General features: G+C 67.4%; 10 protein-coding genes and 1 riboswitch. Of the genes, 9 read left to right on the forward strand and 1 reads right to left on the reverse strand.

Annotated elements, in window-relative coordinates; all coding sequences use genetic code 11:
- The first annotated feature begins 66 nt into the window (after window positions 1–66).
- From C2I19_RS13450 to C2I19_RS13460, 3 genes are all read left to right on the forward strand, one after another.
- Complete coding sequence (locus C2I19_RS13450) at window positions 67–2,211, forward strand: putative bifunctional diguanylate cyclase/phosphodiesterase (protein WP_103903204.1); 2,145 nt, start codon at window positions 67–69, stop codon at window positions 2,209–2,211.
- A gap of 61 nt (window positions 2,212–2,272) precedes the next feature.
- Window positions 2,273–3,034 (forward strand): 3'(2'),5'-bisphosphate nucleotidase CysQ, encoded by a 762-nt coding sequence (locus tag C2I19_RS13455; RefSeq protein WP_103903205.1) that lies wholly within the window; start codon window positions 2,273–2,275, stop codon window positions 3,032–3,034.
- Window positions 3,035–3,106: 72 nt separating this feature from the next.
- Complete coding sequence (locus tag C2I19_RS13460) at window positions 3,107–4,525, forward strand: hypothetical protein (RefSeq protein WP_103903206.1); 1,419 nt, start codon at window positions 3,107–3,109, stop codon at window positions 4,523–4,525.
- 47 nt (window positions 4,526–4,572) lie between these two features.
- Here the strand turns inward: C2I19_RS13460 and C2I19_RS13465 are convergent, their stop codons facing one another.
- Window positions 4,573–6,054 (reverse strand): cobyric acid synthase, encoded by a 1,482-nt coding sequence (locus C2I19_RS13465; protein ID WP_103903238.1) that lies wholly within the window; start codon window positions 6,052–6,054, stop codon window positions 4,573–4,575.
- Between the two features lie 133 nt (window positions 6,055–6,187).
- Between C2I19_RS13465 and cbiB the strand changes: the two genes are divergently transcribed.
- From cbiB to C2I19_RS13495, 6 genes are all read left to right on the forward strand, one after another.
- Complete coding sequence (gene cbiB, locus C2I19_RS13470) at window positions 6,188–7,126, forward strand: adenosylcobinamide-phosphate synthase CbiB (protein WP_103903239.1); 939 nt, start codon at window positions 6,188–6,190, stop codon at window positions 7,124–7,126.
- Window positions 7,119–8,105 (forward strand): threonine-phosphate decarboxylase CobD, encoded by a 987-nt coding sequence (cobD, locus tag C2I19_RS13475; protein ID WP_103903207.1) that lies wholly within the window; start codon window positions 7,119–7,121, stop codon window positions 8,103–8,105. The genes cbiB and cobD overlap by 8 nt, the downstream gene beginning before the upstream one ends.
- A 42-nt stretch (window positions 8,106–8,147) precedes the next feature.
- A riboswitch (cobalamin riboswitch) is annotated at window positions 8,148–8,330 on the forward strand.
- A 111-nt stretch (window positions 8,331–8,441) separates the two neighbouring features.
- A complete protein-coding gene (locus tag C2I19_RS13480; protein WP_103903208.1) occupies window positions 8,442–9,488 on the forward strand; it encodes a HoxN/HupN/NixA family nickel/cobalt transporter in 1,047 nt (348 codons plus the stop codon).
- Complete coding sequence (locus tag C2I19_RS13485; protein WP_103903209.1) at window positions 9,485–9,814, forward strand: (2Fe-2S) ferredoxin domain-containing protein; 330 nt, start codon at window positions 9,485–9,487, stop codon at window positions 9,812–9,814. Before C2I19_RS13480 ends, C2I19_RS13485 begins: the two co-directional genes overlap by 4 nt.
- The gene (locus C2I19_RS13490; RefSeq protein WP_103903210.1) at window positions 9,811–13,893 is read left to right on the forward strand and encodes a cobaltochelatase subunit CobN; all 4,083 of its coding nucleotides are present in this window, start codon (window positions 9,811–9,813) and stop codon (window positions 13,891–13,893) included. Before C2I19_RS13485 ends, C2I19_RS13490 begins: the two co-directional genes overlap by 4 nt.
- Window positions 13,890–15,797: a putative cobaltochelatase gene (locus C2I19_RS13495; protein ID WP_103903211.1), complete on the forward strand. Its 1,908-nt coding sequence runs from the start codon at window positions 13,890–13,892 to the stop codon at window positions 15,795–15,797. The genes C2I19_RS13490 and C2I19_RS13495 overlap by 4 nt, the downstream gene beginning before the upstream one ends.
- Window position 15,798: the final 1 nt, after the last annotated feature.

A 15,798-nucleotide genomic window follows, 5' to 3' on the forward strand; every position in this document is an offset into this window, starting at 1 on the left:
GACAAACGCCAACCAAGGAAAACAGGCTAAACTGGAACATCGGGCATCTTTCCGAGGAGGAGACGCATGCAGCAGACGGGCGACATTCTGGTGGTCGACGACACCACGACCACGCTGATGATGCTGCTTGCCTTGCTCTCCACCCAAGGCTATCAGGTCAGTTCGGCGCAAAGCGGCGCCGAGGCGCTGAATCTGGCGCAGAAACACCCGCCGGACCTGATCCTGCTGGACTTCAATCTGCCGGACACCGACGGCCTCGCCGTGTGCCGCGAACTTAAGCTGAACCTGCGCACGCGCGACATCCCGGTGCTGTTCCTGAGTTCCTCCGCCGACGCCGACGCCCGCGTGGACGGCTTCGCCGCCGGCGCGGTGGACTTCATCGCCAAGCCCTTCGAGCGCAGCGAGCTGCTCGCGCGCATCAGCACCCATCTGGAGCTCTCGCGGCTGAAGCAACGGTTAAGCAAGCTGGTGGAGGAAAAGACCGACTCCCTGCGGCTCAGCGAGCAACGCTTCCGCGCGCTGATCGAACAGGCGCCGGAGGCGATCATGGTGTACAACCTGGACAGCGGCCGCTTCGTCGACGCCAACCGCCAAGCCGAACTGCTGACCGACCGCCCGCTGCCAGCGCTGATAGGCCTGTCCCCGCTCGACATCTACTCCGCCGAGCAGCCCGACGGCCTGCCCGCCGCCGAAAGCGTGGGCATGCATGCGGCGCGGGCGCTGCAAGGCGAGGTTCAAGTCTTCGAGCGCTCCATTCTGCGCCCGGACGGCGGCATCGTGCCCTGCGAGGTGCGGTTGAGCCTGCTGCCCAGCGAAACCGGCCGACTGCTGCGCGTCAGCTACATCGACATCACCCAGCGCATCGCCGCCCAGGACAAGATCAATCGCCTCGCCTATTTCGACGCGCTGACCGGCCTTTACAACCAGAGCGGCCTGATGGAGCAACTGGACGCGCTGTGCGCCATACCCGAAAAGGAACGGCCCGCTTTCGCGCTGCTGCTGATAGACCTGGGCGACTTCAAATACATCAACGACGTCTACGGCAACCGCATCGGCGACCTGCTGCTATGCTGCGTGGCAGACCGGTTGCGCCAGTTGGCGGATGCCGGCGGCTACGCGGCGCGGCTGGGCGGCGTGGAATTCGTGCTGCTGCAAACCGGAATAGCCGACGTCAAGGAGGCCAAGTCTCTGGCCCGCCGGGTGCTGGACGCCGTCACGGCGCCGTTCCCGGTGGACGAGATGATGCTGAACATAGGCGCCAATATCGGCGTCAGCCTGGGCACCGCCCACGGCGACAGCGGCCAGGAGCTGTTGCGCAACGCCGATATGGCGCTGTACCAGTCCAAGCAAATCGGCGCGCTGCGCGCGGAAATGTATCACGCGGACCTGGGACGGCAGATGCGCGAGCGCGTCGAGCTGGAAAAGGAGCTGCGCCACGCCATAGACAGCGGCCAGTTGCTGCTGCATTACCAGCCGCAGATCGAGCTGTCCAGCGGCCGGGTGGTGGGAGTGGAAGCGCTGGTGCGCTGGCAGCATGCGAAACGGGGCATGATCTCGCCGGCGCAGTTCATTCCCATCGCCGAGCAATCCGGGCTGATCCTGCCGCTGGGCCGCTGGGTGCTGCGCGAGGCCTGCGGCCAGCTGCGGCGCTGGCAGGACCAGGGGAGCGATCCGGACATGAAAATGGCGGTCAATCTCAGCGTGGCGCAATTCACCGACCACGAGCTACCGGACTTCGTCGCCGGCGTGCTGCGCGAAACCGGCATTGCGCCGGCCTGCCTGGAACTGGAAATCACCGAGTCCTGCACCATGCTGTCGCCGCAGCAATCCATCAACATGATGGAGCAGTTCCGCGACATGGGCGTGCACAGCTCGATAGACGACTTCGGCACCGGCCATTCCGCCCTGGCCTATCTGACACGCTTCCCGCTGGACACGCTGAAGATAGACCAATCCTTCATCCGCAATATTTCCAGCGATGAAAAAGACACGGCTCTGTGCGACACCATCGCCTACCTGGCCCACCGCCTGGGGCTGCGCGTGGTGGCGGAAGGCGTGGAAACCCAGCAGCAGCTGACTTTTCTGACCAGCATCCACGTCGACGTGGTGCAAGGCTATCTGCTGTGCAAGCCGCTTCCCGCGGCGGACCTGGAAAATTTCATGCTGCAGCGGTCCGGGCTGCAATCCCAGCCCGGCATCGAGTATTTTTGAGCCGATTGCCAGCCCGGCGCCGACGGTGGCACACTTTGCCATCTTCGCCGGGAAACGCGCCATGCCAGATGACCACAGACTCGCCGCCATCACCGCGAGCCACGCCGCCGAGCTGCTGAATCACTTGCGCCGCGGCCAGGCCTGCAACGGCCAAACGCTGGGCGCGCTCGGCGACGCCCACGCCAACACCCTGATACTGGATCTGCTGCATGCGGCGCGCCCGGACGACGGCTTTTTGTCCGAGGAATCCGCGCCGGACCCGGCGCGCCTGGCCAAGCGGCGGGTCTGGATCATAGACCCGCTGGACGGCACGCGCGAATACGGCGAAACGGGCCGCGACGACTGGGCGGTGCATGTCGCGCTAACCGAAGATGGCGCGCCGACCGCCTGCGCCGTCGCCCTGCCGGCGCTGAGCCGGGTATACAGCACCGCCGACCTGCCGAAGCTTGCCCCGCCGCCGCCTGGCAGACTGAAAATCCTGGTCAGCCGGACCCGCCCCCCGGAACTGGCCGCGCGCGTGGCCGCCAGGCTGGACGCGGAGCTGGTCCCCATGGGCTCGGCCGGCGCCAAGGCGATGGCGGTGCTGCGCGGCCAGGCCCACGCCTATCTGCACGCCGGCGGCATGAACGAATGGGACACCTGCGCGCCGGTGGGCGTGGCGCTGGCCGCCGGCCTGCACGCCTCCCGGATAGACGGCTCGCCCTGCGTGTTCAACCAGCCAGGCGTCAGCATGCCCGATCTGCTGATCTGCCGGCCGGAGCTGGCCGACGCGCTGCTGGCCGCGATCGCGGCGGAGGCCGGCCAAGATACTGCCACTGACTAGCGCCAACTGAACCCAAACGCATGCGGCCGCGATACTGGCGCCGGATCAACCCGCCAGAAGAAAGGCCGCACCATGTCCGAAGTCACCGTCACCATAGGCATCAGCGGCGACGCCGCTACCGTCAACCTGCCATCCTACACTCCGCAATCGCCAGGCGCGCGCAAACGCAGCATTGAAGGCAAGCTGCAGGAAATTCTCAGCGGCGCGGACAGCGATGGCGATGGCCATCTACTGATCTACCGCGTGCCTCAAGACTTCCCCACTCCTTGGGAGGCGATGGATTTCCTGCGCGGCAAACAGATAGGCGCCGGCGCCATAGTCCGCATCAACGTCGCCGATGGCGTATACACCTTGCCGCCAGGCGCGACGCTGGAACTGTCCCACCCACAGGGCGACCAGATCCAACTGATAGGCAACCAGGCCGATCCGGCCAAGTGCGCGCTGATGGCCAGCTTCCCGCCCACCAATAATGCGGTGTCATGCGCCAATGGCCACCGCTTCGGCCTGCTGGACGGCTTCCGCATCGATCTGCCGCAAAAGGCGAGCAAGCTCAATAATGTGTCGGGCATCCTCGCCGTCAACGGTTCTTTCATCAATCTGGGAAGCAAAATCCAGGTCAACAATTTCTACTACGGGATCAATGCGTCCTACGGCTCGACCATCCATGCGGATTTCGCTCAGGTGAGCAATGCCGGCGATGTCGGCATCTGGGCCTTTTGCGGATCGCAGATCAATGCCCGCCACGCCCGCGCCAGCAACTGCATGGACAGGGAGAATCAATGGGGTTATGGCTTCCAGGCCGAATACGCGTCGCAAATCGACTGCGAGGGCGCCTACGCCAGCGGCAACTTGAACGGCGGCTTTGCCGCGCTATCGGGCTCAGTCACCCGAGCGCTCAACACTATCAGCGAGAACAATCTGGGCTCCGGTTACTTTGCCTTGGCCAGAGGCGTGGTGGAAGCCTGGGGCGGCCAGGCGCGGAACAACAACCGTTTTGGCTGGGAATGCGCGGATGGCAGCGGCATGATTTACGGCGTGAACTCCCAGCAGGACCAAATGGGCGCATGCAACCATTACGCCACGCTGGACGTCGCTAGCGACCAAGGCCGGCTGCTGGCCATGAAAGGGCCGCTGCGCGTGGATACCGCCGCTAGAGAAAGCATCTACTTCAACACCGGCGGCGGCCTGCAAGCGGAAATTCGAAATCAGGACGACGCCAAAAACCATGCTTTCCTGCAAGGCGGCCAACTCGGCAAACCCGTGCAGGTTTCCGCGGACGGGGACGATCAGAATATTGATCTCGCGCTGCGGCCCAAGGGCTCCGCGGGCTTCGTCCAACTGGGCGCAAGCTATCACGCCGGCGCGCCGGCGGAAGGCAATTTCATCGAAGTCAAAGGCGCCGACGACGCCAAACGCCAGGTATGGATAGCGAGCGGCTTCATGGAAATCAAGGATGCCGATGGCGTGATACGCAAGGTACTGCTGGCCTGACAAGGCGGCAGGCCGCGAGGGCGCGTTGCGCCCTCTTTTTTTGCTGATCAGTCAGGTATGACGCCGCTTGGCAGCCACGCCTCGACAGCCCGCAAATCAAGATAATTCTCCAACATGTCTGCCAGCTTGTTTATATTGGCCTCGCGCAGCGCCGCGTAATCCAGCGCCTCCGGCTCCGCCAGTCCCGCCCAGCGCAGAATGGCCTGGCAGGCGGCGGGTTCGTCGAACACGCCGTGCAGATAGGTTGCGAAGATCTGGTCGTCTTCCGAGCGCGCGCCGTCGGTAGCGCCATCGTCAAATTGCACGGCGGGCCTGGCCAAGGCCGGCCCTTGGCTCACGCCCATGTGGATTTCGTAGCCGGCGGCCTCGGCGTCGCCCAATGTCAGCCGGCCGCGCATCCGCGTCAGCCGCTTTTCGCTCGCCAGCGTGGTTTCCATATCCAGCCAGCCCAGGCCGTCGCCGCTGCCCGGCTCGCCTTCCAATCCATCCGGATCGTGCAGCTTCTTGCCCAGCATCTGCAAGCCGCCGCAAATGCCCAGCACCTTGCCGCCGTAGCGCAGGTGGCGGCGTATCGCCTCCTCCCAGCCTTGGGCGCGCAGCCAGGCCAGGTCCGCCAGCACGTTCTTGCTGCCGGGCAGCACGATCAGGTCAGCCGGCGGAATGGTTTCGCCGGCGCGGACCAGCGTGAACTCCACCTGCGGGTGCTGGCGCAGCGGGTCGAAATCGGTGTGATTGCTGACGCGCGGCGCGGCCGGGGCGATCACGCGCAGCGTGTCGCCCTCTGCCCTGGCCCCGCCGGGCTTATCCAGGCCCATGCTGTCCTCGGCCTCCAGGTGCAGATCGTACAGATAGGGCAGCACGCCCAGCACCGGCTTGCCGGTATATTGCTCCAGCCAGTCGACGCCGGTCTTGAGCAGGCTCGGATCGCCGCGGAAGCGGTTGATCACCAGGCCGACGACGCGGGCGCGCTCGGATTCGGACAATAGCGCCAGCGTACCGGCCAGATGGGCGAACACGCCGCCGCGCTCGATGTCGGCCACCAGGATCACCGGGCAGTCCACCGCCTCGGCGAAGCCCATATTGGCGATGTCGCCGTCGCGCAGATTGATCTCGGCCGGGCTGCCGGCGCCCTCGGCGACGATGCATTGATACTGTTCCGCCAGCCTGGCGTGCGACGCCAGCACCGCCTGCATCGCGATGGGCTTGTAGCCGTGATAGCCGCGCGCCTCCATATTGCCGATGGCGCGGCCCTGGATGATCACCTGCGAGCCGGTGTGGCTGTTGGGCTTCAGCAGCACCGGGTTCATGTCGGTGTGCGGCTCCACGCGGCAGGCCAGCGCCTGCACCGCCTGCGAGCGGCCGATCTCGCCGCCGTCCGCCGTCACCGCGCTGTTGAGCGCCATGTTCTGCGGCTTGAACGGCGCCACCCTCACGCCGCGCCGGGCCAGCAGACGGCACAAGCCGGTAGCCAGCGCGCTCTTGCCGGCGTCGGACGTGGCGCCCTGGATCATGATGGTTTTGGCGCTCATGGCGATCTCCCTGCGCATGGATGGCTGACAACGCTTAGAATGGCGGCTTGATTCATTCCGGCCGCCCCGCGCGCAAAACGCTTGCGCATTGGATAATCCCGAGCGGCGGCCGGCCATTATATAGGGCCGCTTGTTGAATTCCGCATTGTTTCTGCCGATCGCGCTGCTGCTGGACCGTCTGCTGGGCGAACCGCCGCGTTGGCATCCGCTGGTCGGCTTCGGCCGGCTGGTCAAGGCCATGGAGCGGCTGGCCTACCCATCCGCGCCGGAGGCTGAGCCGGTCTGGCGCATGCGGCTGCGCGGCGCGGCCGCCATCGCGCTGCTGATCCTGCCTTTCACCCTGCTGGCCTGGGCGCTGGCGAGACTGCCGTGGCTGGGCGCCATCGTTCCCATCATCCTGCTGTATTTGGCCGTTGGCGCGCAGAGCCTGGCCCAGCACGCCGAGGTGGTGCGAAAAGCCTTGGCCGACGGCGACTTGGCCCTGGCCCGCGAACGGGTGGGTTGGATCGTCAGCCGCGACACCAGCGAGCTGGACGAAGCCGGCGTGGCCCGCGCGACGATCGAGTCGGTGCTGGAAAACGGCAGCGACGCCGTCTTCGCCGCGCTGTTCTGGTTCCTGGTTCTGGGCGCGCCGGGCGCGGTGCTGTACCGGCTGTCCAACACACTGGATGCGATGTGGGGCTACAAAAACGATCGCTACCTGCACTTCGGCTGGGCCGCCGCCCGCTTCGACGACGCGCTGAACTATCTCCCGGCGCGGCTGGCCGCCCTCACCTATCTGCTGCTGGGCCATGCCGCAGACGGCTGGCGCTGCTGGCGCACCCAGGCGCCGACCTGGTACAGCCCCAACGCCGGCCCGGTGATGGCGGCCGGCGCCGGCGCGCTGGGCGTGTCGCTGGGCGGCGGCGCGCGCTACCACGGCCAGTGGAAGGAACGTCCGCCGCTCGGTTGCGGTCCCACGCCTACGCATGAGGACATAGCCCGCGCGGTGCGGCTGGTCAACCGGGGCATGTGGCTGTGGGCGGCGTTGTCGCTGGCGGCCGCCATTTTGATCGGAGCGATCCATGCTTGAACACGGAGGCGGCCTGCTGCGCGCCGCGGCCGAATACGGCATCCCGGCCGGCGACTGGCTGGACCTGTCCACCGGCGTCAATCCCAATGGCTGGCCGGTGCCGCCGCTGTCTGCCGACAGCTGGCTGCGGCTGCCGCAGAACCATGATGGGCTGGAGGCGGCGGCGGCGGAATATTACGGCAGCGACAAGCTGCTGGCCGTGGCCGGCTCGCAACCGGCAATCCAGCTGCTGCCGCGGCTGCGCGCGCCCTGCCGCGTCGGCATGCTGGCCCTATGCTACGCCGAGCACCCGCACCACTGGCAGAAGCGCGGACACCAGTTGCTCCGGCTGTCGCCGGAGGAGCTGGCCGCCGGCATAGACCAACTGGACGTGGTGTTGCTGTGCAATCCCAACAACCCCACCGGCGACCGCTTCGACCCGGCGCTGCTGGAAAACTGGCGGCAGCGGCTGGCCGCGCGCGGCGGCTGGCTGGTGGTGGACGAGGCGTTTCTGGACGCCGCGCCGGAAGACAGCATGCTGCCGCACATCGGCAAGCCGGGACTGATCGTGCTGCGCTCGATCGGCAAGTTCTTCGGCCTGGCCGGCGCGCGCGCCGGATTCGTGTTCGGCTGGCCGGAGTTACTGAACGCCCTGGCCGAAGAACTGGGCCCATGGACGGTGGCCGGCCCGGCGCGCGAAGTTGTCAAGCTAGCCTTGCAGGACACAGAATGGCAACAAAGCATGAAAAGCAAGCTGCAGCGCGACAGCGCGCGGCTGCAACGCTGCCTGGAACGGCATGGTTTGCCCCCCGCCGGCGGCTGCGAACTGTTCCAGTGGAGTCCACATGCAAACAGCCTATCCACGCATCGCTACCTGGCCGGCCGCGGCATCCTGACCCGCTACTTCGAATCCACTCCCAGCTTGCGCTTCGGCCTGCCCAAAACCGATCAAGACTGGGTGAGATTGGAACAGGCGCTGACTGACTGGCGACGCTTGTAATCAGAACCATTGCGGTTCACAGCCCACCGCTAGTCGCGTATCATCCGGCTCAATCATGACGGTGCCCCTAGAGGGTGAAACGGGAACGCGGTGCGAAACCGCGGCTGCCCCCGCAACTGTAAGCGCAGAGTCCACGCCAGACGCCACTGATCCTTAGCGATCGGGAAGGCGGCGCCAGGACGGCGACGCGCAAGCCAGGAGACCGGCCGTCATACGTGTCGACGCAAGCAGAAGCCGGGCGGGGTGTACCGGGGGATACGCACAAGCTCCGTCCATGGATAGAAGACGGAAGGATGTGCCCTCGCTTGCGCGACGGTTATCGTCTCCGAGGGCACCATGCATCCATCCACCACGCTATCCGCGGGCCGCCGCCTGGCGCGCCACGCCCCCATACTCGCCGGGCTGATCCTGGCCAATCTCCTGGCTTGGGCCTGGGCCTTCGCCGCCTTCTCCGATTACCCGGCCCAGCTCGCCACCGCCCTGCTCGCCTACCTGTTCGGCCTGCGCCACGCGGTGGACGCCGACCACATCGCCGCCATCGACAACACCGTGCGCAAGCTGATGCAGGAAGGCCGCCACCCGTCGGCAGTCGGCTTGTTCTTTTCTGTCGGCCACTCCGCGGTGGTGGTCATCGCCGTCGCCGTCATCGTATTCGCCGCCAGCGCGCTGCAAAGCCGCATCACCGGCTTCAAGGAGATAGGCGGCGTCATCGGCACCAGCGTGTCGGCCTTCTTCCTGCTGACGCTGGCCCTGATCAACCTATCCTCTTTGCGCGCGGTATGGAACGCCTTCCGCCGCGCCCGCGCCGGCGAAGCCATCTGCGACGAGCAATTGAACCTGCTGTTGAACAACCGCGGTCTGATCGCGCGCATGCTGCGCCCGCTGTTCAAGATGGTGAGCAAGAGCTGGCATATGCTGCCCATCGGCTTTTTGTTCGGCCTTGGCTTCGACACCGCCACCGAGATCGGCCTGTTCGCCATAGCCACCTCGCAGAGCGCGCACGGCGTAGCGCTGTGGCACATCATGGTGTTCCCGGTGCTGTTCGCCGCCGGCATGGCGCTGGTGGACACGCTGGACAGCATGATGATGGTGGAAGTGTACGGCTGGGCCTTCATCAATCCGGTGCGCAAGCTCTGGTACAACCTGACCATCACCTTCGTCTCGGTCGTCGTCGCCGTCGGCATCGGCGGGCTGGAAGGCCTGGGCTTGCTGGTGGACAAGCTGCAGCTCAGCGGCGGCCTGTGGGATGTGATCGCCGCGCTCAACGACGACCTGGCCCATTTCGGCTATTTCGTGGTCGGCGTGTTCCTGTTCACCTGGCTCGCCTCCGCCGCCATCTACAAGTGGAAGCGCTTCGACCAAATGGCCCCGGAGGCGCAATGAGAACGCACGACAAACACGTGCTGATGTGCACCGGCCCGCGCTGCACGCCTGACGGCCAGGGCTCGGAAGCGATGTTCCTGCATCTGGGCCGCACGATAGACGCCTGCGACGGCCTGCGCGCCAAACGCACCCGCAGCCACTGCTTCGCCGTGTGCAAGGAAGGCCCGGTGATGGTGGTGTACCCGGACGGCGTCTGGTACCGCAAGGTCACCGAGGCCGATGTCGAACGCATCGTCTGCCAGCATCTGCGCGATGGCTCGCCGGTTGAAGAACTGGTGTTCCATAAAACCGGCATCGGCGACATCGACGCGGAGGCCCAGGCATGAGCGCCGAAATCGCACTATTGAGCCACGCCGGCACCGACCTCGCCGCGCTGTCGCGCGCGCGCTGGCCTGAGGATTTCCCCGCGGTCGCCGGCATCGCGCTGCAAGGCATAGCCGACGAAGCCGCGATGCAGACACTGCTGGACGGCCAGCTTGCCAACGCCCGCGCCATCGTGCTGCGCGTGCTGGGCCGCGCCGACGCGATACCCGGCCTGGAGCGGCTGCTGGCCCACGCCCGCCGCGTGCAATGCGCCGTCATCGTGGTCAGCGGCACAGGCGAGCCGGACCCGGAGCTGCAAGCCCTGTGCAGCGCGCCGGTATCGCTGCAGCAGGACGTCCATGCCTATCTGCAGGCCGGAGGCAGCGCCAACCTGGGCGAGATGATGCGCTGCCTGGCGGATAGACTGCTGCTGACCGGCTTCGGCTACCAGAGCCCGCAGCCGCTGCCGGAGCACGGCGTCTACCACCCGGAGCTGGCCGCGCCCTGCTCGCTCGACGATTGGCTTGAAATCCGCCATCCGGACTGGCCCACCGTCGGTCTGTGCTTCTACCGCGCCCACTGGCTGTCCGGCAACACCCGCTTCATCGACCTGCTGGTGGATTGCCTGGCCGAGCGCGGCGTCAACGCGCTGCCGGTGTTCACTTCGTCCTTGCGCACGATTCAAGACGGCGGCCTGCCGGCGGCATTGGCGCTGCTGACCGATCCACGCGCTCAGGTGTCCTTGCTGATCAACACCACCTCGTTCGCGATGGGCGACATCAACAACGACGGCCCCACCCAGCCCGGCTGGGCGGTGGAGGCGTCGGACCGGCTGGATCTGCCGGTGCTGCAGGCCATCACCAGCAGCATGACCCGCGAACAGTGGGAGGCGTCCGACCGCGGCTTCAATCCGCTGGACACCGCGATGAACGTGGCGCTGCCGGAGTTCGACGGCCGCATCATCGGCGTGCCGCTGAGCTTCAAGCAGCCGGCGAAAGCCGGCCAGGCCGAGCAATACGCGCCCTTGCCTGACCGCGCCCGCCGCCTGGCCGGCATCGCCGCCCGGCTGGCGCGGCTGCGCCATGTGCCCAATGCCGACAAGCGCATCGCCTTCATCTTCACCAACTCCAACAGCAAGGCCTCACAGATAGGCAACGCGGTGGGGCTGGACTCGCCGGCATCTCTCTATGCGATGCTGCGCGGCATGCAGACGCGCGGCTACCAAATGGCGGAGCTGCCGCCAGACAGCGACGCGCTGATGCACGAGCTGATAGACCGCGGCGCTTACGACCAGGACTATCTGAGCGCCGAGCAGATGCGGAACGCCGCCGCCCGCGTGCCGGCCAAGCGCTACCAGGCCTGGTTCGACGAGCTGCCCGACGCGCTGCGCGACAAGATGCTGCAACGCTGGGGCCAGCCGCCGGGCGGCGCCTACGTCGACGGCGACGAACTGGTGTTTTCCGGCCTGGATTACGGCAATGTCTTCGTCGCGCTGCAGCCGCCGCGCGGCTACGGCATGGACCCGGACGCCATCTACCACACCCCGGACCTGCCGCCTACCCACCACTACTACGCGCTGTACCGCTGGCTGCGCGACGACTGGCGAGCCGACGCCATCGTCCACGTCGGCAAGCACGGCACGCTGGAATGGCTGCCGGGCAAGGGCGTGGGCGTGTCGCAGAACTGCTTCCCGGACGCGCTGCTGGGCGACATGCCGCTGTTCTACCCCTTCATCGTCAACGATCCGGGCGAAGGCTCGCAAGCCAAGCGCCGCGGCCACGCGGTGATCATCGACCACCTGACGCCGACGATGACCACCGCCGACAGCTACGGCCCGCTGGCGCAGCTGACCCAGCTGGTGGACGAGTACTACCAGGTGGAGCTGCTGGACCCAAACAAACTGCCGCTGCTGCAGCAGCAGATCTGGGACCTGATCAAGGAAGCCAAACTCGACACCGACCTGGCGGCGATGCTGAAGCACGATCATGACCATGGCCATGATCACCACGGTCACGACCATCACGACCATGATCACCCCCATGGCGGACACCAGCATGCGCCCGCCGCCGTCCACGGCAAGTACCGGACTCAAGCGGCCAAGCCGGCGGCGACGATGAAGCCGGCGACGGCCGCCGCGGCGAAATACCGCCCGGCCAAGGCCACGCACGGCCACGATCATGGACACCATCACCACCACGATCATGGCGACCATGGCCATCACCACGACCACCACGACCATGACCACGACTGGGACGACACGCTGAACGAGGACGGCGTGCCCTTGAGCCTGGCCAAGATGGACGGCGTCGACGTCGCCCACCTGATCGAGGACATAGACGGCTATCTGTGCGAGCTGGGCGCGGCGCAGATCCGCGACGGCCTGCACGTGCTCGGCAACGCGCCGCAGGGCGAGGCCCTGGTCGACATGCTGCTGGCGCTGACCCGGCTGCCCAACCTCGGCATCCCCGGCCTGCCCGCCAGCGTGGCGGCGGCCTGCGGCGGCGACTGGCCGCTGTGGCAGCAAGACCAGGGCAAACGGCTGGCCGAAGCCCCCGCGGCCTTGCAAGCGCTGGCCGGCCAGGCTCTGGTCACCCGCGCCGACGCGCACGACGCGGTGCTGAAGCTGGCGCGCGCGTTGATCGCCGATCTGGCCGCGCGCGGCTACCACGCCGCCGCCATCCCCGCCGCCGTCGAAAACATCCTGCCCGGCATAGCACCGAACGCCGATCTGGAGCGGGTGCTGAACTTCATCTGCGCCGAACTGTGCCTCAAGCTGGCCCGCACCGCCGAGGAGATAGACAATCTGCTGCGCGGCCTGGAAGGCGGCTACGTGCCGGCCGGTCCCAGCGGCGCGCCGACGCGCGGCATGGCCCACATCCTGCCCACCGGCCGCAATTTCTACTCGGTGGACCCGCGCAGCCTGCCCTCGCAAGCCGCCTGGCGCATAGGCGACGGCCTGGCGCGCGAGATGCTGGCCCGCCATCTGAAGGAAACCGGCCAGTATCCGGAATCGGTGGCCATCAGCGTGTGGGGCACCAGCGCGATGCGCACCCACGGCGACGACATCTCCGAAATCCTGTCGCTGCTCGGCGTCAAGCCGCGCTGGCAGCAGGAAAGCCGCCGCGTGCAGGGCCTGGAAGTGATCCCCTTGGCCGAGCTGGGCCGGCCGCGCATCGACGTCACCGTGCGCATCAGCGGCTTCTTCCGCGACGCCTTCCCCCATCTGATCTCGCTGGTGGACGAGGCGGTGCACACCGTGGCGCGGCTGGACGAGCCGACGGAGCAGAACTTCCTGCGCAAGCACTACCTGGCCGACTTGAAGAATGAACTGCTGGGCAAGCGGCCCGACGCCGACGCGCAATCGCTGTACCGCGTGTTCGGCGCCAAGCCGGGCAGCTACGGCGCCGGCATCCTGCCGCTGATCAACGAGCAGAACTGGCAGAACGACGCCGACTTCGCCACCGCCTATGTCAACTGGGGCGGCTACGCCTACGGCCGCGAGGCCAACGGCGCCGACGCCCGCGACGCGCTGCGCCACCGGCTGGCCGGCGTCGAGGTCGCCCTGCACAACCAGGACAACCGCGAGCACGACATCTTCGACAGCGACGACTACCTGCAATACCACGGCGGGATGATCGCGACGATACGCAGCCTCAGCGGCCGCCAGCCGCGCGCCTTCTTCGGCGACAGCCACAATCCGGAAGCGCCGGCCGTGCGCGGCCTGAAGGAGGAAGTGCTGCGCGTGTTCCGCTCGCGGGTAGCCAACCCCAAGTGGATAGCCGGCATCCAGAAGCACGGCTACAAAGGCGCGCTGGAGCTGACCGCCACCGTCGATTACCTGTTCGGCTACGACGCCACCGCCCAGGTGGTGGACGACTGGGTCTATGAACAACTGGCGCAAAGCTACGCGCTGGACCCGTCTATGCAGCAATTCTTCGCCGACAGCAACCCGTGGGCGCTGAACGCCATCACCGACCGCCTGCTGGAAGCCGCGCAGCGCCAGCTGTGGGCGGAGCCGGACCCGGACACGCTGGCCGCCCTGCGCCAGCTGCACCTGGATAGCGAAGCGCTGTTGGAAGCGCGCGGAGAAAACCAAGCATGAGCCCGATTTACCCGTTCGCCGCCATCGTCGGCCAGGAACAACTGAAACAGGCGCTGCTGATCTGCGCCGTCGATCCGACGGTCGGCGGCGTGCTGGTGCGCGGCGACAAGGGCAGCGCCAAGAGCACCGCCGCGCGCGGTCTGGCCGCCGTGCTGCCGGCGATACGCCGCGCCGCCGGCTGCGGCTACAACTGCGAGCCCGACCATCCGCTGCCGCTGTGCCCGGTGTGCTCCGGCGGCGCGCGCGCGCTGCATGACGGCCCGGTGCCCTTCATCAACCTGCCGCTGGGCGCCACCGAGGACCGCGTGCTGGGCAGCCTGGACTTCGAAAAGGCGCTGCAGGGCGGCAAACAGGCATTCAAGCCCGGCCTGTTGGCGGCGGCCCACCGCGGCATGCTCTACATCGATGAAGTGAATCTGCTGGCCGACCATCTGGTGGACGTGCTGCTGGACGCCGCCGCGATGGGCGTCAACACCGTCGAGCGCGAGGGCCTGGCGGTCAGCCACCCGGCGCGGGTGACGTTGCTCGGCACCATGAACCAGGAGGAAGGCGATCTGCGGCCGCAGTTGCTGGACCGCTTCGGCCTGATGGTGGACGTGGCCGCGCCGCGCGAGCCTGCCCTGCGCGCCGAAGTGGTGCGCCGCCGCCTGGCCTTCGAGGCCGACCCGGCCGGCTTCGCCGCCCAGTGGCAAACCGACAGCGAGGCGCTGCGCGAAAACATCGCCGCCGCCCGCGCGCTGCTGCCGCAAACCCGGCTCAGCGATAGCCTGTTCCACTTCGTCAGCGAGCTGTGCTGCGAATTCGACGTCAGCAGCCTGCGCGCCGACATCGTGCTGAACAAGGCCGCGCGCGCGCTAGCCGCGCTGGACGGTCGCATTGACGCCAGCGCCGAAGACATCCGCGACGCCGCCCGGCTGGTGCTGCCGCACCGCCGCCGCCGCAAACCGTTCGAGCAGAGCGGGTTGGACCAGGACAAGCTGGAGCAGATGACGCGGCAGGCGTCCACCCCACCGCCGCCTTCTCCTCAGGAACAGGATCACAGCCAGCCGCCGCCGGACGCCGACGGCGAGCAGGAGCCGAATCCTGCCAGCCATGGTTCGGAACAAATCTTCGCCGCCGCGCCGGCCGGCGACATCGCCCGCATCCGCGTCCAGGCGCAGAGTCTGGGCGACGCGGCCGGCCGCCGCAGCGACGGCGCCAGCCGCCAGCGCGGCCATTACGTGCGCGCCGAGGCCAATCCTCAGCCGGCCCAGCTGGCGGTGGACGCCACTCTGCGCCACGCGATCTTGCGCGATCCGGACCACTTCGCCGTAACCCGCGCCGACCTGCACGACAAGGTCCGCGTCGCCAAACAGGGCAACCTGATCCTGCTGGTCGTCGACGCGTCCGGATCGATGGCCGCGCGCCAGCGCATGGAACAGGTCAAGGGCACGGTGATGAGCCTGTTGGAAGACGCCTACCGCCGCCGCGACCAGGTGGCGCTGATCGCCTTCCGCGGCCAGCAGGCGGAACTGCTGCTGCCGCCGTGCAACCGCGTCGAACAGGCAGAACTGGCATTGCGCGAGCTGCCCACCGGCGGCCGCACGCCGCTGGCCCACGCGCTGGCGTTGGCCGCCGACACGCTGTCCCGCCAGCTGGGCGGCCCGGCCCCGCTCTTGGTCATCCTCAGCGACGGCCGCGCCAATGTGGCGCTGGATGGCGACGGCGACCCGTGGCGGCAGGCGCTGGACCTGGCCGGCCAGCTGGCCGGCGCGCCGGCGCTGGTGCTGGACACCGAACAGGACTTCGTCCGCCTGGGCCGCGCCCGCGAGCTGGCCGAAGCGCTGGGTGCCGAATACCTGGCTTGCGACGCCCTCACCGGCGAGCAGCTGACATTGACGATTCAACAAAGACTGGGCCGCTGAG

Origin of the sequence: Chromobacterium alticapitis, assembly GCF_002924365.1 — a bacterium.
Lineage (GTDB): Bacteria > Pseudomonadota > Gammaproteobacteria > Burkholderiales > Chromobacteriaceae > Chromobacterium > Chromobacterium alticapitis.